This window comes from Piscinibacter sp. XHJ-5, assembly GCF_029855045.1.
In the GTDB taxonomy this organism is placed as follows: Bacteria; Pseudomonadota; Gammaproteobacteria; order Burkholderiales; family Burkholderiaceae_C; genus Albitalea.
The window spans coordinates 5,506,252-5,525,169 of the sequence record NZ_CP123228.1 but is presented as its reverse complement, the minus strand read 5'-3'; the positions used below and the strand labels follow the sequence as shown (position 1 = coordinate 5,525,169).

Annotated in this window: 17 protein-coding genes; 13 read left to right on the top strand and 4 right to left on the bottom strand. The window is 68.7% G+C overall.

The annotated features are described in order from the left end of the window. Nucleotide 1: 1 nt before the first annotated feature. Nucleotides 2–865 (bottom strand): DMT family transporter, encoded by an 864-nt coding sequence (locus P7V53_RS26075; protein WP_280152400.1) that lies wholly within the window; start codon nucleotides 863–865, stop codon nucleotides 2–4. Then, on the bottom strand, nucleotides 862–2,532 hold the full coding sequence (locus tag P7V53_RS26070; protein ID WP_280152399.1) for a Na/Pi cotransporter family protein: 1,671 nt from the start codon (nucleotides 2,530–2,532) through the stop codon (nucleotides 862–864). The genes P7V53_RS26075 and P7V53_RS26070 overlap by 4 nt, the downstream gene beginning before the upstream one ends. Before the next feature lie 94 nt (nucleotides 2,533–2,626). Between P7V53_RS26070 and P7V53_RS26065 the strand changes: the two genes are divergently transcribed. From P7V53_RS26065 to ald, 6 genes are all read left to right on the top strand, one after another. Next, nucleotides 2,627–3,991 carry a glutamine synthetase family protein gene (locus tag P7V53_RS26065; protein ID WP_280152398.1) on the top strand — a complete coding sequence of 455 codons (1,365 nt, stop codon included), beginning with the start codon at nucleotides 2,627–2,629 and terminating at the stop codon, nucleotides 3,989–3,991. Further along, nucleotides 3,991–5,568 (top strand): ABC transporter substrate-binding protein, encoded by a 1,578-nt coding sequence (locus P7V53_RS26060; protein ID WP_280152397.1) that lies wholly within the window; start codon nucleotides 3,991–3,993, stop codon nucleotides 5,566–5,568. The genes P7V53_RS26065 and P7V53_RS26060 overlap by 1 nt, the downstream gene beginning before the upstream one ends. Next, complete coding sequence (locus P7V53_RS26055) at nucleotides 5,565–6,698, top strand: iron-containing alcohol dehydrogenase (RefSeq protein WP_280152396.1); 1,134 nt, start codon at nucleotides 5,565–5,567, stop codon at nucleotides 6,696–6,698. Before P7V53_RS26060 ends, P7V53_RS26055 begins: the two co-directional genes overlap by 4 nt. Then, the gene (locus P7V53_RS26050; protein WP_280152395.1) at nucleotides 6,698–7,474 is read left to right on the top strand and encodes a type 1 glutamine amidotransferase; all 777 of its coding nucleotides are present in this window, start codon (nucleotides 6,698–6,700) and stop codon (nucleotides 7,472–7,474) included. Before P7V53_RS26055 ends, P7V53_RS26050 begins: the two co-directional genes overlap by 1 nt. Next, nucleotides 7,471–8,844 carry an aldehyde dehydrogenase family protein gene (locus P7V53_RS26045; RefSeq protein WP_280152394.1) on the top strand — a complete coding sequence of 458 codons (1,374 nt, stop codon included), beginning with the start codon at nucleotides 7,471–7,473 and terminating at the stop codon, nucleotides 8,842–8,844. Before P7V53_RS26050 ends, P7V53_RS26045 begins: the two co-directional genes overlap by 4 nt. A 108-nt stretch (nucleotides 8,845–8,952) precedes the next feature. Further along, entirely contained in the window at nucleotides 8,953–10,071 is a 1,119-nt protein-coding gene (gene ald / locus P7V53_RS26040) for an alanine dehydrogenase (RefSeq protein ID WP_280152393.1), read from the top strand. A gap of 10 nt (nucleotides 10,072–10,081) precedes the next feature. On the opposite strand, the gene P7V53_RS26035 is transcribed toward ald, so the two are convergent. Then, nucleotides 10,082–10,591 carry a hypothetical protein gene (locus P7V53_RS26035; RefSeq protein ID WP_280152392.1) on the bottom strand — a complete coding sequence of 170 codons (510 nt, stop codon included), beginning with the start codon at nucleotides 10,589–10,591 and terminating at the stop codon, nucleotides 10,082–10,084. Further along, complete coding sequence (locus P7V53_RS26030; protein WP_280152391.1) at nucleotides 10,588–11,397, bottom strand: IclR family transcriptional regulator C-terminal domain-containing protein; 810 nt, start codon at nucleotides 11,395–11,397, stop codon at nucleotides 10,588–10,590. The genes P7V53_RS26035 and P7V53_RS26030 overlap by 4 nt, the downstream gene beginning before the upstream one ends. 65 nt (nucleotides 11,398–11,462) lie before the next feature. Between P7V53_RS26030 and P7V53_RS26025 the strand changes: the two genes are divergently transcribed. The 7 genes from P7V53_RS26025 to ntrC all read left to right on the top strand — a co-directional run bounded on the left by P7V53_RS26025 (nucleotide 11,463) and on the right by ntrC (nucleotide 18,916). Next, the gene (locus tag P7V53_RS26025; protein ID WP_280152390.1) at nucleotides 11,463–12,278 is read left to right on the top strand and encodes a TIGR00266 family protein; all 816 of its coding nucleotides are present in this window, start codon (nucleotides 11,463–11,465) and stop codon (nucleotides 12,276–12,278) included. Nucleotides 12,279–12,300: 22 nt separating this feature from the next. Beyond that, complete coding sequence (locus tag P7V53_RS26020; protein WP_280152389.1) at nucleotides 12,301–13,170, top strand: EI24 domain-containing protein; 870 nt, start codon at nucleotides 12,301–12,303, stop codon at nucleotides 13,168–13,170. Continuing rightward, nucleotides 13,167–13,961: a molybdopterin-binding protein gene (locus P7V53_RS26015; RefSeq protein WP_280152388.1), complete on the top strand. Its 795-nt coding sequence runs from the start codon at nucleotides 13,167–13,169 to the stop codon at nucleotides 13,959–13,961. The genes P7V53_RS26020 and P7V53_RS26015 overlap by 4 nt, the downstream gene beginning before the upstream one ends. A gap of 236 nt (nucleotides 13,962–14,197) precedes the next feature. Continuing rightward, nucleotides 14,198–15,616, top strand: coding sequence for a type I glutamate--ammonia ligase (gene glnA / locus P7V53_RS26010; protein ID WP_280152387.1), 1,419 nt, complete (start codon nucleotides 14,198–14,200; stop codon nucleotides 15,614–15,616). 133 nt (nucleotides 15,617–15,749) lie between these two features. Beyond that, nucleotides 15,750–16,256 carry a hypothetical protein gene (locus P7V53_RS26005; RefSeq protein ID WP_280152386.1) on the top strand — a complete coding sequence of 169 codons (507 nt, stop codon included), beginning with the start codon at nucleotides 15,750–15,752 and terminating at the stop codon, nucleotides 16,254–16,256. Continuing rightward, nucleotides 16,253–17,344 carry a nitrogen regulation protein NR(II) gene (glnL, locus tag P7V53_RS26000; RefSeq protein ID WP_280152385.1) on the top strand — a complete coding sequence of 364 codons (1,092 nt, stop codon included), beginning with the start codon at nucleotides 16,253–16,255 and terminating at the stop codon, nucleotides 17,342–17,344. The genes P7V53_RS26005 and glnL overlap by 4 nt, the downstream gene beginning before the upstream one ends. Before the next feature lie 75 nt (nucleotides 17,345–17,419). Further along, nucleotides 17,420–18,916: a nitrogen regulation protein NR(I) gene (gene ntrC / locus P7V53_RS25995; protein ID WP_280152384.1), complete on the top strand. Its 1,497-nt coding sequence runs from the start codon at nucleotides 17,420–17,422 to the stop codon at nucleotides 18,914–18,916. Nucleotides 18,917–18,918: the final 2 nt, after the last annotated feature.

Below are 18,918 nucleotides of genomic sequence, written 5' to 3'. Positions count from 1 at the left end.
CCTACAGCAGGCGCAAGGTGACGACGCCACCCACGATCAGCGCGGTCCCGGCCGCCCTGCGCAGGCCGAAGCTTTCCTTCAGCCACCGCGACCCGATCAGCGCCGCGAACAACACCGAGGTCTCGCGCAGCGCGGCGACGGCGGCCACCGGTGCCTGCGTCATCGCCCACAGCGCAATCGCATACGAGCCTGCAGAGGCCAGCATGCCGAGCAGCGCGAGCTTCCAGCGCCGCGCCATGTAGGCCCACGCGGCGGAGCGCCCGGCGCCGCGCCGCCACATCACCAGCGTGAAATAGGGCAGGCCGTTGACGAGCACCAGCGTCGCCACGTACTGCAGCGCGCTGCCGCCCGCGCGCACGCCGTTGCCGTCGACCACGGTGTAGGCGGCGATGATGGCCGCATTGAGAAGCGCCCAGCGCACCGCGTGGCCGTGCGAGCCGGTGCCGGCGGCGGCACCGCGCGACAGGCCCACCATCAGCACGCCGGCGCTGATGCCGGCCACGCCGAGCCAGGTGGCCAACGGCAGCGCTTCGCCGAGCAGCGTACTGCTCGCCAAGGCGACCAGCAGCGGCGCGAGTCCGCGCATGATCGGGTAGGTCAGGCCCAGGTCGCCGTGCCGGTAGGCGCCGGCAAGGGCGGTGTAGTAGCCGACGTGCAGCATGGCGGACGCGGCGATCCACGGCCACGCGGCCGGGTCGGGAAGACCGATCACGGCCACGAGCGGCAGCGTGATGACGCAGCCCAGCACGTGCATCAGAGCCGTGTCGAGCTGCTTGTCGCTGCCGGCCTTGATCAGCGCATTCCACGCCGCGTGCAGCAACGCGCCGAAGAGCACCGCCGCGACGATGGGCCAGGTGAGCGTCACGTCCGGTCGGGTGGCAGGGCCTGGAGCCGCGACTCGCGGATGCGCGTCTTGGACAGCGCACCGGCCGACTCGAGGATGGGGTAGGCGATGGAGCAGATGTGCGAGTTGATGCGCTTGAGGTCGCTGATGAGGTCGAGGTGCAATGAGCTGGTCTCGATGCTCAGCGCAGTGTTGTCGCGCAGCCGCGCGATGTGGCTGCCGGCATATTCGTGCTCCAGGTCGCGAAAGCGCGCCTTCTCCTCGAGCAGCTTCTGTGCGTCGCGCACGTGGCCGTCGAGGAACACGCTCATGCCCAGGCGCAGGTTGGCCAGCAGGCGCTCGTGCAGGTGGACGATTTCGGCCATGCCGGCGTCCGAGAAGCTGCGGTTCTTGCGGATCTTCTTGTCCTCGACGTCCTGCAGCACGCGTTCGATGATGTCGCCGATCTGCTCCATGTTGATCGTGAACGACACGATGTCGGTCCAGCGGCGGCTCTCGCGCTCGGACAAGGCCTCGCGGGAGATCTGCGTCAGGTAGAACTTGATCGCCGAATACAGCTCGTCGACGGTGTCGTCGAGGCGGCGCAGCTGCTCGGCGAGCGCGAGATCGTTGTTGCGGATCACCGGCAGGATGCCGCGCAGCATCGTCTCGACGACGTCGGCCTGATGCAGCGCTTCGCGCGCCGCGCAGGTGATGGCCAGCGACGGCGTGGCCAGCGCGGAGGGATCCAGGTGCCGCGGCCGCTCGGTTCCCACGCCGGCGGCAGGCGCCGGCAGCAGCTTTTCCGTGATGCGCGCGGCTGCGCCGGTGAGGCCGATGAAGGTCAGCGCCAGCAGGACGTTGAACGTGAGGTGGAAGACGACCACCTGCTGGTGCACCTGGTCGATGTACTCCTGCAGCTGCACGTGCGCGATCGGTAGCAACGGAACGGCGATCAGCGCACCCACCACCTTGAACAGCAGGTTGCCGAGGGGAAGGCGGCGCACCTGCGGTGACGCGCGGCCGGTGGCAATGAGCGCCAGCAACGCGCTGCCGATGTTGGCGCCCAGCACCAGGCCGATCGCCACGCCCGCGGGCACCATGCCCGAGGCGGCCAGCGTGGCGGTAAGCAGCACGATGGCGAGGCTCGAATAGGCCATCACCGTCAGCACCGCGCCGACCACCATGTCGAGCATCACCTCGTTCGGCAAGGCCACCAGCAGCGCGCGCACGGCCGGCGATTCGGTCATCGGGCGAGTCGCGCCGACGATGAGCTGCAGCGCCAGCGTGATGAGGCCCAGGCCGATCAGCACCCGGCCGATGCGTCCGGCGCCGGTGTCCTGCCGCGCGACGAACATGACCACGCCGACGAAGATGAGAAGCGGCGACAGCCACGACAGGTCCTGCGACAGCGCAACGGCCATCATGCTGCTGCCGACGTCGGCACCCAGCATCACCGCCAGGGCCGCACCGGTCGTGACCAGCCCCTTGCCGACGAAGGACGCCATGATCAGGCAGGTGGCCGTGGCCGACTGCACCAGCCCGGTCACGCCGATGCCCGCCAGCATGGCCTTGAAGCGGTTGCTGAAGCTGTGCGCGAGCACCCGCCGCAGGTCCTCCCCGAATACCTTGAGCACGCCGGTGCGCACGATGTGCGTGCCCCATACGAGCAGCGAGATGGCGGCGAGCAGGTTCAGCAGGTGCAGCATGGGTGATCGATGATAGGGCAGGCCCCTCCATTGACGATGCTTCTGCGCGGCCCCTAGACTGGCCTGCGCGTTTCACGCCCCAGCGGAGATCCCGATGACAGGCAAGGCGAAGCAGCACCCGGCACTCGAGGCGGTGCGCCAGAGCGGCACCGGCAAGGTCAAGGTGGCGGTCAGCGACATCGACGGCGTGCTGCGCGGCAAGTACCTGCACCTGGACAAGTTCTTCGGCGCCGCCGAGTCCAGCTTCGGCTTCTGCGACGTGGTGTTCGGCTGGGACAGCAGCGACACCTGCTACGACAACACCACGCTGACCGGCTGGCACCGCGGCTTTCCCGACGCGCTCGCGCGCATCGACCTCGACACGCACCGGCGCGTGCCGTGGGACAACGGCGTGCCGTTCTTCCTGGGTGACTTCGTCCAGGCCGACGGCAGTCCGCTGCCCATCTGTCCGCGCCAGACCCTCAAGCGCGTGCTCAAGCGGGCCGAGAAGCTCGGTGTGCAGCCGATGTGCGGCGTGGAATTCGAGTGGTTCAACTTCGCCGAGACGCCTCAGAGCTGGGCCGCCAAGAAGGGCGTCGATCCGCAGACCATCACGCCGGGCATGTTCGGCTACTCGCTGCTGCGCATGAACCACCGGCGGGAGTACTTCAATGCGCTGATGGACGAGATGCTCGCCTTCGGCGTGCCCATCGAGGGCCTGCACACCGAGACAGGGCCGGGCGTCTACGAAGTCGCCATCCTGTTCTCCGAGGCGCTGGAGGCGGCCGATCGCGCTGTCCTGTTCAAGACCGGCGCCAAGGAGATCGGCTCGCGCTTCGGCGTGATGCCCAGCTTCATGGCCAAGTGGAGCGAGAAATACCCGGGCTGCAGCGGGCACATCCACCAGAGCCTGTCGGACGGCAAGGCCAACCTTTTCCACGGCGCCGGCTCGCCGCGTTCGATGAGCCCCCTGTTCGAAAGCTACCTGGCAGGCCAGGTGGCCCACATGATGGAGTTCGGTCCGATGATCTGGCCGACGATCAACAGCTACAAGCGCCTGGTCGATGGCTTCTGGGCGCCGGTCAAGCCGACCTGGGGCCTGGACAACCGCACGGCGAGCTTTCGCGTGATCGCCGGCAGCCCCAAGGCGACGCGGCTGGAGACGCGCTGCCCGGGCGCGGACATCAACCCCTACCTCGCCGTCGCCGCAGTGCTGGCCGCCGGACTGAACGGCGTCGAGAAAGGGCTCAAGCTCACGGCGCCGCCGATCACCGGCACCAACGAAGGCGCCGAGAACATTGCGCGCGCGCCGCGCACGCTGATCGAGACGACGCGCATCTTTCAGCGCTCGGAGGTCGCGCGCGACTGGCTGGGCGACGACTTCGTCGACCACTTCGCGGCCACCCGCGAATGGGAATGGCGCCAGTGGCTGGATGGGGTGACGGACTGGGAATTGAAGCGCTACTTCGAGATCATCTGATGCGACGCCTCCTGCACTTTGCTCGACTGCTGGCCGCCGCGCTGCTGTGCGCCGCGGCCCATGCCGCCCCCCTGCGCGTGGCCAGCGGCTTCGACCCGCAGACGATGGACCCGCACGGCCTGGCGCTGCTGTACCACACGCGGGTGATGACGCAGGTCTACGAATCGCTGGTGTGGCGCGACCAGCAGTACCGCCTGGAGCCGGGTCTGGCGGTGTCGTGGCAGCCCGTGGACACCAAGACCTGGCGCTTCAAGCTGCGCCCCGGCGTGAAGTTCCACGACGGCTCGGCGTTCACCGCCGACGACGCGGTGTTCTCGATCCAGCGTGCGCTGGCGCCGCCGTCCAAGCGTTCGTTCCAGCTCAAGGGCGTCGTCGGCGCGAAGAAGGTCGACGACCTGACCATCGACGTGTCGCTGTCCACGCCCGACGCGGTGCTGCCGGAAAAGTTCTTCCTCATCGCGATGGTGAGCAAGACCTGGTGCCTGCGTCATGGCGTCGAGCGGGCGCAGGACTTCGACGGCAAGCAGGAGACCTACGCGGTGCGCAACGCCAACGGCACCGGTCCGTTCCGGCTCGAGCGCTACGAGCCGGACGTGAAGGTCGTGCTGAAGAGCCATCCGGGCTGGTGGGGACGCGCCGACAAGCGCTCGGGCAATGTCGACGAGGCGGTCTATGTGTCGGTCAAGTCGGATGCGACCCGCCTGGCTGCGCTCGCCTCCGGCGAGGTCGACCTGGTGCTGGATCCGCCCTTCCAGGACGTCGAGCGGCTGATGGCGAACAAGCAGCTCACGCTGCTGCAGATCCCCGATCTGGGCCAGCAGTACCTCACGTTCGACCAGTCGCGCGACGAGCTCGTGCACGGTGACGTGAAGGACCGCAACCCGTTCAAGGACAAGCGCGTGCGCCAGGCGGTCTACCAGGCGATCAACGTGGACCTGATCGTGAGCAAGGTGCTGCGAGGCCAGGCCACGCCCACCGGCGCGCTGCTGTCGACCAAGGTGGACGGCGCGCCCACCGACCACGACAAGCGCCTGCCGTACGACCCGCAGGCCGCGAAGGCCCTGCTGGCGGCTGCCGGCTATCCCGGCGGCTTCGCCGTCACGCTGGATTGCGTGAACATCGCCTACCGCGAGAACGTGTGCCAGGCCGCCACCGCGATGCTGGCGCAGGTGGGCATACGCACCACCTTGCGCTCGGCGCCCACCAACCAGTTCTTTCCCAAGCTGAGCCAGGCCACGGCCAGCTTCATCGAATTCGGCTGGACACCCGCCATCGATGCCTGGGCGTCGCTGAACGCGCTGTTCCATACCTGGGACAAGGACGGCGGAGGCACCTTCAACGCCGGGCGCTACTCGAATGCGGCGATCGACAAGCTCATCGACGACATCCGCGTCGAGCCCGACCTGACACGCCGCCGCGCGATGGTCGCCACCAGCTTGCGGCTGCTGCGCGACGAGCTGGTCTACATCCCCCTCTACCGCCGCACGCTGACCTGGGCGATGAACAAGAGGGTGCGTGCGGTCCAGTGGCCCAGCGACACCCTGGAGCTGCGCTGGGTGCAGGTGCAGCAGCCATGACCCTCCACCGCTTCGCCTTCCCGACGGCCATCCACTTCGGCGCCGGCGCGCGCAAGGGGGTCGCCGATCACCTGCGCCAGGCCGGTTGCCGCCGTCCGCTCATCGTCACCGACCGGGCGCTGGCCGCGCTGCCGGTGCTGGCCGAATTCCGCAGCCACCTCGACGGCCTGGAGGTCGCGGTGTTCGACGGCGTCTTCGGCAATCCGACGGCCAGCCAGGTGATGGCCGGCGCGCAGGCCTTCAAGCAGCACCGCGCCGACAGCCTCATCGGCTTCGGCGGGGGCGCGGCGCTGGACGTCGCCAAGGTGGTCGGGGTAATGGCGGTGCACGAAGGCCACGTCCTGGAGTACGTGTGGGACCACCCGCAGGTGCGGCCCATCGTCCATCCGTTGCCGCACTTCGTCGCGCTGCCGACCACCGCGGGCACCGGCTCCGAGGTCGGCCGATCGAGCGTCGTCTCGGAAGACGACACGCACGTGAAGCGCATCGTGTTCTCGCCGCAGCTGCTCGCGCGGGCGGTGTTCGCAGATCCGGAGCTCACGCTGGGCCTGCCGCCGGCGGTGACGGCCGCGACCGGCATGGACGCGCTGACCCACAACGTCGAGAGCTACCTGTCGCCGGCCTACCACCCGCTGTGCGACGGCATCGCTCTGGAAGGCACGCGCATCGCCGCGCGCTCGCTGCGCACGGCGGTGGCCGAGCCGGGCGACCTCGCGGCCCGCGGCGACATGCTGATGGCCTCGATGATGGGCGCGATCGCCTTCCAGAAGGACCTGGGTGCGGTGCACGCCTGCGCGCATGCGCTGGGTGCCGTGTGCGACCTGCACCACGGCCTGGCCAACGCGCTGATGATCGATACCGTGCTCGCGTGGAACTTCGAGGCCGTGCCGCACAAGTTCGACGAGCTGGCGCACGTGTGCGGCCTGGCAGGGGGCGGCCAGGCGTTCGTGCCGTGGCTGCGGCAGCTGAAGGCCGACATCGGCATCAGCGGCGGCCTGGCGCAGCGAGGCGTGCGGCGCGAGCAGCTGCCGCGGCTGGTCGAGCTGGCCCTGGCCGACATCTGTCACCAGACCAATCCGCGGCCCTGCACGGCAGCCGACTTCGAGCGCTTCTTCGAAGCCGCCCTGTGATGGACGAGCGCCTCAAGATCGGCATCAGCGCCTGCTTCTTCCACGCTGATCCGGCGCGCCCCATCTTCACCGGCAAGACGCTGCAGTACATCGAGCAGTCCGTGGCCCACTGGGTCATGTCGAGCGGCGCACTCGCCGTGATGATTCCCGACCCCGAAGGCGACACGCGCCGCGGCGACGCCACCCTCGCGCATTACGCGCGCTGGCTCGACGGTCTGGTGCTCGAAGGCGGCTCCGACGTCTGGCCGGGCAGCTATGGCGAGACGCCGCTGCAGGAGCGCTGGAGCGGCGACCGCGTGCGCGACGATTACGAGAAGGCTCTGGCGGCCGCGTTCATCGCCGAGTGCAAGCCGGTGTTCGGCGTGTGCCGCGGCCTGCAGCTGCTGAACGTGGCCTTCGGCGGCACGCTGTACCAGGACATCGCGACGCAGCGCCCCGATGCGGCGTCGCACCGCGAGGCCAGCCTGTACGACCGCCATTTCCACGAGATCGAGTTCGTGCCGGGGTCGCGGCTGGCGCAGATGTACGCCGGCGTCGCGCGAGCCCGGGTCAACAGCGTGCACCACCAGGCCATCAAGGATCTGGCCAGCGGCTTCGTCGTCGAGGCTCGCTCCGTCGGCGACGGCCTGATCGAAGCGGTGCGGCGACCCGGCGACAGCTACGTGGCCGCCGTGCAATGGCATCCCGAGTTCCACCGCGCCGACTGGGGCACGCTGGACGACGCCGCGATCCTCGACGACTTCCTGGGCGCCGTGCAGGCGTCGAAAGAACGATGAACAGCCTGAAGGTTTACAACCCTGCCAACGATGCACTGATCGCCGAAGTGCCGGCCGATGACGCCGCCGCCGTGGCCGCCAAGGCCGAGCGCGCCCGCGCCGCGCAGCCGGCCTGGCACGCCACGCCGATCGCGCAGCGCAAGGCCTGCATCGCACGCTTTCGCGATGCGCTGGCGGCGCAGGTCGAATCCCTGGCGGCGACGCTGACGGCCGAGGTCGGTAAGCCGATCCGCCAGTCGCGCAACGAGATCAACGGACTGCAGGTGCGGCTCGACTTCTTTCTCGCGCAGGCCGAGCGCAGCATCGCGTCCGAGACGGTGCTGGCCGAAGCCGACATCACCGAGCGCATCAGCCACGAGCCGCTCGGCGTCATCGCGAACATCTCGGCCTGGAACTACCCGTACTTCGTCGGCAGCAACGTCTTCGTGCCGGCGCTGCTCACCGGCAACACCGTGCTCTACAAGCCGTCGGAGCACGCCACGCTCACGGGGCTGCAGATCGCGCGGCTGCTGCACGAAGCGGGTGTGCCGGCCGATGCGTTCATCGCGCTGGTGGGCGGCGGCGAGGTCGGTGCGGCGCTGGTCGAGCAGCGCATCGACGGCCTGTTCTTCACCGGCTCGCATGCCACCGGGGCGCGCATCGCCGCAGCGCTCGGCCAGCGCCTGGTCAAGCTGCAGCTCGAGCTCGGCGGCAAGGATCCGAGCTACGTCTGCGACGATGCCGACGTGCAGGCGGCCGCCGAATCGCTGGCCGACGGGGCCATGTACAACAGCGGGCAGAGCTGCTGCTCGGTCGAGCGCATCTACGTGCACGAGCGGGTCCACGATGCCTTCGTCGAGGCCTTCCTCGACGTGGTGCGCGGGCTCAAGGTCGGCGACCCGACCGACGAATCGACCTACATCGGCCCGATCACCCGTGCGCCGCAGCTGGCGGTGCTCGAAGCGCAGGTCGCCGATGCGCTGGCCAAGGGCGCCACGCTGCGGGTCGGCGGACACCGCATCGACCGGCCGGGCCACTGGTTCGAGCCGACGGTGTTCACCGAGACCGACCACACCATGGAGCTCATGCGCGAGGAAAGCTTCGGGCCGATCATCGGCATCTGCAAGGTCAGCGGCGACGAGGAGGCGGTGGCGCTCATGAACGACACGCGCTACGGCCTCACGGCGGGCGTGTATTCGCCCGACGAGCACCGGGCCAAGCGCCTGCTTGCGCAGGTGACGGCCGGCTCGGTGTACTGGAACTGCTGCGACCGCGTCAGTCCGCGCCTGCCCTGGTCGGGCTGCGGCGATTCGGGCATCGGCCTCACGCTGTCGACCTACGGCATCCAGACCTTCACGCGGCCCAAGGCCTGGCATCTGCGCACGGTGTGAATCTGCGGTGTGAACGAGGGTAAAACCGCAGGTCGAACGAAAGAAAATCCGGCGAAGCGCTTCCTAGACTGAGGATCGTGGCAGTGGGCCACGTTCCCGGAGGCGAAGATGCGCGTCGGTGTACCCAAGGAGATCAAGGTCCAGGAGCACCGGGTCGGCCTCACGCCGATGGCCGTGCGTGAATACGTCGCCCACGGTCACGACGTGCTCGTGCAGACGGGCGCCGGCGCCGGCATCGGCGCGGCCGATGCGACCTACCTTGCGGCGGGCGGGCGCATCGTCGACTCGGCCGACGAGGTGTTCGCCGGCGCGGAGATGATCGTCAAGGTGAAGGAGCCGCAACCCGGCGAGTGGAAGAAGCTGCGCAAGGGCCAGATCCTGTTCACCTACCTGCACCTCGCGCCCGATCCGCAGCAGGCGCATGGCCTGCTCGAATCGGGCTGCACGGCAGTCGCCTACGAAACTGTCACCGACGAGCGTGGGGGTCTGCCGCTGCTGGCGCCGATGAGCGAGGTGGCGGGACGGCTGGCGGTCGAGGCGGCGGCCTTCTCGCTGCGCAAGACCGGCGGCGGCAAGGGGCTGCTGCTCGGGGGCGTGCCCGGCGTGCCGCCGGCGCGCGTGGTGGTGCTGGGCGGCGGCGTCGTCGGCACGCATGCGGCGCGGATGGCCGCGGGACTGGGCTGCGAGCTCACCATCCTCGATCGGTCCTTGCCGCGCCTGCGCCAGCTCGACGAGTTGTTCCAGGGCCGCGTGCGCACGCGCTACTCGAGCGTCGCGACCATCGAGGAGGAATTGCAGGCCGCCGACGTGGTGATCGGCGCCGTGCTCATTCCGGGCGCAAGCGCGCCGAAGCTGGTAACCCGTGCGATGCTGAAGCTGATGCGCCCGCGCAGCGTGCTCGTCGACGTGGCCATCGACCAGGGCGGCTGCTTCGAGACCTCGCGCCCCACGACCCACGACGCGCCGACCTACGAGGTCGACGACATCATCCACTACTGCGTCGCCAACATGCCGGGTGCCGTGCCGGCCACTTCGAGCCATGCGCTGAACCACGCCACGCTGCCGTTCGGACTCGCGCTGGCGGCCAAGGGCGAGAAGGCGCTGATCGACGACGTGCACCTGCGCCGCGGGCTCAACGTGCACCGCGGGCGGGTGACGTGCGAGCCGGTGGCCAAGGCGTTGAAGCTGCCGTGGGTGGATGCGGAGGATGCGCTCGGCGTTCTGTGAGGCCAAGCCGTCACGACCGCCGCTTGTACTGGATCCGCCACAGCAGCTTCCAGCTCTTGCCGCCGTCGTCGGTGCGCTCCCAGTCCCAGGTGAGCGAATCGGACCGGATGGCATGGAACACCATGCGCTGCGCCGTCGCCTTCGCCATGTCGGTGATGAAGATGCGCCTGTCGCCGTCGACCTGCGCCGTGAACGAGAAGTAGCCGCCCTGGTTGTCGGTCCACGCCTGGCGCCACACGCCGGTCGCCTTGTGCAGCACGGACAGCGAGCGCCCCTTGAAGGCCGGCGACGTGGCGTCCGGCGCGGCTTCGAAGTTCTCTTCGATGACGCTGCCGTCGAGCACTTTCGCGATGCGGTTGCGGCCCTGGCCCCGGCTGCCGTCGGCGTTGGTCCACGACACGTCCCAGTCGCCGATCCAGAAGTCGAACAGGTCGGGTGACTGGGACTGGGCGGGGGTCTGCGCGCCTGCCGCCATGGCCAGCAGGCACAGCGAGGCGACGAGGACGGGTCGACGTTTCATGGCTTCGGTTGCAGCATCTGCGAGATCTCGTCGGCCGCCGCGCGCAGCTTGGGCAGGAAGTGCTCGAGCATGTGCGCCGGCGACGTGCGGTTGACTTGGCCGCTGACGTTCATCGCCGCGATGACTCGGCCGGCGCGGTCGCGAATCGGCGCCGACAGCGAGACCAGTCCTTCCTCGAGCTCCTGGTTGACGAGGCACCAGCCTTGCTGTCGCACCGTGGCCAGCTCGGCCCTGAGCTGGCGCAGGTCGACGATGGTGCGCTCGGTGTGGCGCGTCGGCGGGTTCTCGCGCAGCAGCGCGTCGAGCGCCGCGGGCGCCAGATCGGCGAGCAGCATTCGTCCCATCGACGTGCAGTGCGCGGGCAGCCGGCTGCCGATGCCCAGGTTGATGCTCATGATCTTGTGGGTCGGGATGCGCAGCACATAGACGATTTCGGCGCCGTCGAGCACCGCGGCCGAGCACGACTCCTTGATCTCCTCGACCAGGCGCTCCATCACCGGCTCGGCGAGGTTCCACAGCGGCAGCGACGAGAGATATGCAAAGCCGAGATCGAGGATGCGCGGCGCCAGGCTGAACTGCCGACCCTGGCAGCGCACATAGCCCAGGCTTTCGAGCGTGAGCAGGATGCGCCGCGCGCCGGCACGCGTGAGGCCCGTGCGCTGCGCCACTTCGGACAGCGTCTGCTGCGGCGCCTGCGCGCTGAACGAGCGGATCACCTGGAGGCCGCGCGCGAACGACTGCACGTAGGTGTCGCTGGGACGCGGCGCGGCGTTGTCGGTGATCGGTGGTGCGGAGTCGGCGTGCATGCGGGCAGTCTAGGCGACGGGCTGCGGCTAACATCCTGCCCGCGTCATTTTTTGGGGAGCACGCGATGGCGATGGACGTGGTGGACTACGAGATCAAGGGGTCGGAGATGCAGTTCGTCGAGGTCGAGCTCGACCCTGGCGAGGCGGCGGTCGGCGAGGCCGGCAGCATGATGTTCATGGACGCCGGCATCCAGATGGACACCGTGTTCGGCGACGGATCGGCCAGCCAGGGCGGCGGCCTCTTCGGCAAGCTGCTGGGAGCCGGCAAGCGCCTGATCACCGGCGAATCGCTGTTCACCACGGTCTACACCAACCAGGCGGGCGGCAAGAAGCGCATTGCGTTCGCCGCGCCCTACCCGGGCAAGATTCTTCCGATGGAGCTGCGGCAGCTCGGCGGCACGCTGATCTGCCAGAAGGATGCTTTTCTCTGCGCCGCGCGCGGCGTGTCGCTGGGCATCCACTTCCAGCAGAAGCTGTCGGTGGGATTCTTCGGCGGCGAGGGCTTCATCATGCAGCGGCTCGATGGCGACGGCCTCGCCTTCGTGCATGCCGGTGGCACCGTCGTGCGGCGCGAGCTTCAGGCCGGCCAGACGCTGATGGTGGACACGGGCTGCCTGGTCGCGTACACGCCCAGCGTCAATTTCGAGATCCAGTACGTCGGCAAGGTCAAGACCGCGTTGTTCGGCGGCGAGGGCCTGTTCTTCGCCAAGGTGACGGGCCCCGGCACGGTGTGGCTGCAGAGCCTGCCGTTCTCGCGCCTGGCGTCGCGCGTCTTCGCGGCGGCACCGCAGACCGGCGGCTCGCGCGAGGAGGGCTCCATCCTGGGCGGCTTCGGCGCGGGCGGGCTGCTCGGCGGCGTTCTCGGCGGCGATGACGACTGAGGCCCGCGCGGCCGCTTCGAAGATGAACCTGCTGTTCGATTCCTTCTGGCGCGCGGCCGCCTACTGCCTGCATCCGCGGGTCATCCTGCTGTCGCTCGCGCCGCTGCTGCTGATGGCCGCGATGGCGCTGGCGCTCGGCTATTTCTTCTGGGAGCCGGCGCTGGACGCGGTGAGCGCGGCCATTGCCTCGTGGGAGCTGATGTCGACCTTCGTCGACTGGCTCGACAGCGTCGGCCTCGCCGGACTGAAGGCGGCGCTCGCCCCGCTGGTCGTCGTGTTCGTGACGACGCCGATGATCGTCGTCGTGTCGCTGCTCGTGGTCGCGGCGCTGATGGCGCCGGCCATCGTCAAGCTGGTCGCCGATCGCCGCTTTCCCTCGCTGCATCGCGCGCACGGCGGATCGCTTGTCGGCGGCACGGTCGCCGCGCTCGGCGCCACGCTGGTCGCGCTGCTCGCCCTGGTGCTGTCGATACCGCTCTGGCTCGTGCCGCCGCTGGTGCTCATCGTGCCGCCGCTGATCTGGGGCTGGCTCACCTACCGCGTGATGAGCTACGACGTGCTGGCCGAGCACGCCAGCCGCGAAGAGCGACAGCAGGTCATCCGGCGGCATCGGCACTCGCTGTTCGCGATCGGCGTGATCAGCGGCTATCTCGGCGCCGCGCCGTCGCTGGTGTGGGTCTCGGGCGCCATGGTGGTGGTGCTGGCGCCGGTGCTCGTGCCGCTTGCCATCTGGATCTACATGCTGGTGTTCGCGTTCTCCGCGCTCTGGTTCGCGCACTACGCACTGGCCGCGCTGCAGGCGCTGCGCGCCGAGCGGCGCATCGTCGATGCCGCCATGCCGCACAGGCGCGACGTGCCGCCGGCGCTGCCGCCTGCCACGGAGGCGCCATGAACTTCGGTCTGATCGTCATCGGGGACGAGATCCTCTCGGGCAAGCGCAGCGACAAGCACCTGCCCAAGGTGATCGAGCTGCTCGCCGCGCGCGGCCTGTCGCTGTCGTGGGCGCGCTATGTCGGCGACGACCCGGCGCGCATCACGGCCGACCTGCGCGATGCGTTCGCCAGCGGCGACGTGGTGTTCTCGTGCGGCGGCATAGGCGCCACGCCCGACGACCACACGCGCCAATGCGCAGCGGCCGCGTTGTCGCGGCCGCTCGTGCTGCACCCCGAAGCGCGCGAGCTCATCCTGCAGCGCGTGCGCCAGATGGCGCAGGAGCAGGGCACGCCGTCCGACGAAGACCATCCCGACACGCAGCGACGTCTCGAGATGGGCCGGTTTCCGCAAGGCGCGCAGATCGTGGCGAACCCGTTCAACCGGATCCCCGGCTTCTCCATCGGCGACGTGCACTTCGTGCCCGGTTTCCCGGTGATGGCGCACCCGATGATCGAGGCGCTGCTCGACACGCGCTATGCGCACCTGCACCGCCGCAACGCCTGGCAGGAGCGCTCCGTCATCGTCTTCGGCTCGATGGAGGCCACCTTGACGCCGCTGATGGAGGAGGTCGAGGCGGGCTTCCCCGGCGTCAAGGTGTTCAGCCTTCCGAGCGTCGACCATCCCGAATGGGGCCGGCACATCGAGCTCGGCGTGAAGGGCGACCCTGACCGGGTGGCTGCCGCCTATGCCGCCTTGCTGGCCGGACTCGCGCGGCACTCCGTTCGGCTGGGCCCGGAACTGGTGCGCTGATAAGCACCAGCTTGGTGCCTGATCAGGCACCAAGCTGGCATCTTGACCGCCGGGCCGTGGCAGCGACCGGCCGCGCGCACCACGTCTGTCCGTTTCCCTCGCAAAACAAGGGTTGTCGGCATGGTTTCTGCTACATTCCTGTGCGCATTTTTGAGGCACCCCAGGCGGCTCGCCTCGCCGATGTCGTTCCCCCTCCCCACCCCAACACCAAAGAGCGTCCCGCTAGGAGATTTTTGATGGCAGCCAAGACCGTCGCCGACGTGATGAAGATGGTGTCGGAAAACGAAGTCAAGTTCGTCGACTTCCGCTTCACCGACACCCGCGGCAAGGAGCAACACGTGTCCGTGCCCGTGTCGCACTTCGATGAAGACAAATTCACGTCGGGCCACGCTTTCGACGGCTCGTCGATCGCCGGCTGGAAGGGCATCGAAGCCTCCGACATGCTGCTGATGCCGGACCCGGTGACGGCCAACATCGATCCGTTCTACGAAGAGCCGACGCTGATCCTCACCTGCGACGTGATCGAGCCGGGCGACGGCAAGCCCTACGAGCGCGATCCGCGTTCGCTCGCCAAGCGTGCCGAGGCCTACCTGAAGTCGTCCGGCATCGGCGACGCCGCCTTCTTCGGCCCGGAGCCCGAGTTCTTCGTCTTCGACGCCGTGCGCTGGAACGTCGACATGTCCGGCTCCTTCTTCAAGATCGAGTCCGAAGAGGCACCGTGGAACTCCGGCAAGGAGTACGAGCACGGCAACTCGGGCTACCGTCCGCCGGTCAAGGGCGGCTACTTCCCGGTCCCGCCGATCGATTCGTTCCAGGACATGCGCTCCGAGATGTGCCTGATCCTCGAATCGCTGGGCGTGCCGGTCGAAGTGCATCACCACGAAGTCGCGGCCCCGGGCCAGATGGAACTGGGCACCAAGTTCAGCACGCTGGTCCAGCGCGCCGACTGGCTGCAGATCCAGAAATACGTGATCACCAATGTCGCCCACGCCTACGGCAAGACCGCGACCTTCATGCCCAAGCCCGTCGTCGGCGACAACGGCTCCGGCATGCACGTGCACCAGTCGGTCTGGAAGGACGGCAAGAACCTGTTCGCCGGCGACGGCTACGCCGGGCTGTCGGAGTTCGCGCTGTACTACATCGGCGGCATCATCAAGCACGCCCGCGCGCTGAACGCGATCACCAACCCGACGACCAACAGCTACAAGCGCCTGGTGCCCGGCTTCGAAGCGCCGGTCAAGCTGGCCTACAGCTCGCGCAACCGTTCCGCCTCGGTCCGCATTCCGTATGTCGCGAACCCCAAGGGCCGCCGCATCGAGGTCCGCTTCCCGGATCCCCTCACCAACCCGTACCTGGGCTTCTCGGCCATGCTGATGGCCGGCCTGGACGGCGTCGAGAACAAGATCCACCCGGGCGAAGCCGCCACCAAGGATCTGTACCACCTGCCGCCGGAAGAGGACGCGAAGATCCCGACCGTTTGCCACAGCCTGGACCAGGCGCTCGAGTACCTCGACAACGACCGTGCCTTCCTGACCAAGGGCGGCGTGTTCACCGATGCCTACATCGACGCCTACATCGAGCTGAAGATGCAGGAAGTGACCCGCTTCCGCATGACGACCCACCCGGTCGAGTTCGACATGTACTACAGCGCGTGATCCCCATCACGCTCCACGAAAGGGACGGCGAAAGCCGTCCCTTTTTCATGGGTCTCGGGTCTTCATGCCTGCGCGACAATGGGGCGAGTCATCGCGAGTGCGAGCACTCGCGTTGTTCATCCCAGGAGACCGCATGAACCGAATTGCCGCCTACTGCCTGTGCGCCTGTGCCCTGGCCACCACGCCGCTGGCGTGGGCGCAGCCGGCGCGCGAGGTGTACCGCTGCCCCGGCAATCCCGTTCTCTACACCGATACGCTGTCAGCCAAGGAAGCTCAGGCCAAGGGATGCCGCACGCTGGAGGGCGCTCCCATCACGGTCGTGCAAGGCGTGCGGCCCAGGCCCGCGGCCTCCGGGGCGGCCGTCGCCGGTGCCCGCAGCACCGAGGAGCGCGTCGCGCCGGGCGAGCAGCGCGCCCGCGACAACGACGCGCGCCGCATCCTCGAAGGCGAGCTCAAGCGTGAGGAAGATCGCCTCGCCGCGATGCAGAAGGAATTCAACAACGGCGAGCCCGAGCGCCGCGGCGACGAGCGCAACTACCAGAAGTACATGGACCGCGTCGCCGAGATGAAGGCCGACATCGCCCGCAAGGAAGCCGACGTCGCCGCCATCAAGCGCGAGTTGGCCAAGCTCCCTCAGTGAAGCCCGATCCCGTCGGCGAGCCGTCCACCAGGCCCCCGCCGGCGTCGTTCACGGCGCTCGACCACCTGGCGACGATGGTCGCCATCGTGCAGTCCGAGGGGCGCTGCCAGTTCGCGAATGCCGCCTTCGAGCATGTGCTGGGACTGTCGCGCCGCGCCGTGCAGCGCGGCTCGCTGTTCGACTGGTTCGTCGAGCCGCAGGCGCTGCGCGACACGGTGGCCGCGGTGGTGCGCAACGACTACGCCACCAGCCGCCTCGAAGCCCAGCTCAAGCGCCCGGCGTCCGCGCCCTTGCCGGTGCACGTGATCGTCAACCAGATGGAGCGGACCAACTCGGTCATCGTCGAGCTGGTCGAGATCGAACAGCAGACGCGCCAGGACCGCGAGGAGCGTGCGCTCGATCAGGCGCAGGCGAACAAGGAGCTGATCCGCAACCTGGCGCACGAGATCAAGAACCCGCTGGGCGGCATCCGCGGCGCGGCCCAGCTGCTGGAGATGGAAGTCGAGTCGCGGGCGCTGACCGAGTACACGCAGGTCATCATCCAGGAGGCCGACCGGCTGCAGTCGCTGGTGGACCGGCTGCTTGCGCCGCACCGCAAGCCGCACGTCGTCAGCGACGTCAACATCCACGAGGTGTGCGAGCGGGTGCGCTCGCTGATCCTGGCCGAGTTTCCGCGCGGGCTCACGGTCGAGCGCGACTACGACATCTCCATCCCCGATTTCCGCGGCGATCGCGAGCAGCTCATCCAGGCGGTGCTCAACATCGCGCACAACGCGGCGCAGGCGCTGGGCGACCGCATCGCGGTGGGGGATGCGTCGATCACCCTGCGCACGCGCATCGCGCGCCAGGTCACGCTGGGCAAGCAGCGCTATCGTCTGGCACTGGACTTGCATATCGAGGACAACGGCCCGGGCGTACCGGAGTCGATCCGCGATCGCATCTTCTACCCCTTGGTTTCGGGGCGCGACGGCGGGTCGGGTCTGGGGCTCACGCTGGCGCAGACCTTCGTGCAGCAGCACCAGGGCATGATCGAATGCGACAGCGTGCCGGGCAAGACGATATTCAAGATCGTGATCCCGCTGCCCTAGGCCACGAGCCCGGTGTCGGCGCCGGGTCCCGGTCGAGAGGACCAGAATGACACCGTCCGGTTTCAAGGGCAGGGAATGAAACCCATCTGGATTGTTGACGACGACCAATCCATCCGCTTCGTGCTGGAGAAGGCACTGGCGCGCGAGGACTTCGCCGTCAGGAGCTTCACCAACCCCAAGGACGTGCTGGCCGCGCTCGACGACGACGCGCCGCAGGTGCTGGTGTCCGACATCCGCATGCCGGGAGGGTCGGGCATCGAGCTGCTGACCAAGGTGAAGGAGCGCCAGCCGGGGCTGCCCGTCATCATCATGACGGCCTACTCCGATCTCGACAGCGCCGTCAGCGCCTTCCAGGGCGGTGCCTTCGAGTACCTGCCCAAGCCCTTCGACGTGCCCAAGGCGGTGGAGCTGATCCGCCGCGCGGTCGACGAGAGCATGCGGGAGGAGGTGCGCGACACCGCGTCGGCCGAGATGCCCGAGATGCTGGGCCAGGCACCGGCCATGCAGGACGTGTTCCGCGCGATCGGTCGGCTCAGCCAGAGCATCGTCACGGTGCTGATCACCGGCGAGTCCGGGTCGGGCAAGGAGCTCGTCGCGCGTGCCCTGCACAAGCACAGCCCGCGCGCGAGCGGTCCCTTCGTGGCCATCAACACCGCCGCGATCCCCAAGGACCTGCTCGAGAGCGAGCTGTTCGGCCACGAGCGCGGCGCCTTCACCGGCGCGCAGACCACGCGACGCGGCCGCTTCGAGCAAGCCGACGGCGGCACGCTGTTTCTCGACGAGATCGGCGACATGCCGTTCGACCTGCAGACGCGCCTGCTGCGGGTGCTGAGCGACGGCCAGTTCTATCGCGTGGGCGGGCACAACCCGCTGCGCAGCAATGTGCGCGTGATCGCGGCGACCCACCAGAACCTCGAGGAGCGCGTCAAGCTGGGCGCCTTCCGCGAAGACCTTTTCCACCGCCTCAACGTGATCCGCCTGCGGCTGCCTGCGCTGCGCGAGCGGCGCGAGGACGTGCCGGCACTGGCCCGCTTCTTCCTGCAGAAGAGCGCCAAAGAGCTGGGCGTCGAAGCCAAGCGCATCACCGACCAGGCGCTCGCACGGCTGATGCGCTTCGACTTCCCGGGCAACGTCCGCCAGCTCGAGAACATCTGCCACTGGCTCACGGTGATGGCGCCCGCCCAGGTCATCGAAGCCAAGGACCTGCCGCCCGAGCTGCTGGGCGAAGGCGCTGCGCTGCCTGCGGCGGTTGCAGTCGCCGAGACGGCTGTTGCGGGCGAAGCGGCGGTGCCGGTGCCGGCGTCGTATGCGCCGGTCGTCGTCACACCTGCCGAATCCGTCGCCGCCCCGGCGCCCGCGCCGTGGCTGGTCGACCTGGAGCGTGAGTCGCGCAGCCTGCTGCAGGCCGGCGCGCCCGAGGTGTGGGACACGCTGACGCGAAAGTTCGAGGCCCAGCTCATCCACACGGCGCTGGAGGTCACGCGTGGCCGCCGGATCGAGGCGGCGCAGAAGCTCGGCATCGGGCGCAACACCATCACGCGCAAGATCCAGGAGCTGGGACTGGACGACTGAGC

Bases quoted from the DNA above. Each gene is read 5' to 3' on its own strand.
- P7V53_RS26070 (WP_280152399.1), bottom strand. From the start codon at position 2,532: ATGCTGCACCTGCTGAACCTGCTCGCCGCCATCTCGCTGCTCGTATGG.
- P7V53_RS26065 (WP_280152398.1), top strand. From the start codon at position 2,627: ATGACAGGCAAGGCGAAGCAGCACCCGGCACTCGAGGCGGTGCGCCAG.
- P7V53_RS26060 (WP_280152397.1), top strand. From the start codon at position 3,991: ATGCGACGCCTCCTGCACTTTGCTCGACTGCTGGCCGCCGCGCTGCTG.
- P7V53_RS26055 (WP_280152396.1), top strand. From the start codon at position 5,565: ATGACCCTCCACCGCTTCGCCTTCCCGACGGCCATCCACTTCGGCGCC.
- P7V53_RS26050 (WP_280152395.1), top strand. From the start codon at position 6,698: ATGGACGAGCGCCTCAAGATCGGCATCAGCGCCTGCTTCTTCCACGCT.
- P7V53_RS26045 (WP_280152394.1), top strand. From the start codon at position 7,471: ATGAACAGCCTGAAGGTTTACAACCCTGCCAACGATGCACTGATCGCC.
- ald (WP_280152393.1), top strand. From the start codon at position 8,953: ATGCGCGTCGGTGTACCCAAGGAGATCAAGGTCCAGGAGCACCGGGTC.
- P7V53_RS26035 (WP_280152392.1), bottom strand. From the start codon at position 10,591: ATGAAACGTCGACCCGTCCTCGTCGCCTCGCTGTGCCTGCTGGCCATG.
- P7V53_RS26030 (WP_280152391.1), bottom strand. From the start codon at position 11,397: ATGCACGCCGACTCCGCACCACCGATCACCGACAACGCCGCGCCGCGT.
- P7V53_RS26025 (WP_280152390.1), top strand. From the start codon at position 11,463: ATGGCGATGGACGTGGTGGACTACGAGATCAAGGGGTCGGAGATGCAG.
- P7V53_RS26020 (WP_280152389.1), top strand. From the start codon at position 12,301: ATGAACCTGCTGTTCGATTCCTTCTGGCGCGCGGCCGCCTACTGCCTG.
- P7V53_RS26015 (WP_280152388.1), top strand. From the start codon at position 13,167: ATGAACTTCGGTCTGATCGTCATCGGGGACGAGATCCTCTCGGGCAAG.
- glnA (WP_280152387.1), top strand. From the start codon at position 14,198: ATGGCAGCCAAGACCGTCGCCGACGTGATGAAGATGGTGTCGGAAAAC.
- P7V53_RS26005 (WP_280152386.1), top strand. From the start codon at position 15,750: ATGAACCGAATTGCCGCCTACTGCCTGTGCGCCTGTGCCCTGGCCACC.
- ntrC (WP_280152384.1), top strand. From the start codon at position 17,420: ATGAAACCCATCTGGATTGTTGACGACGACCAATCCATCCGCTTCGTG.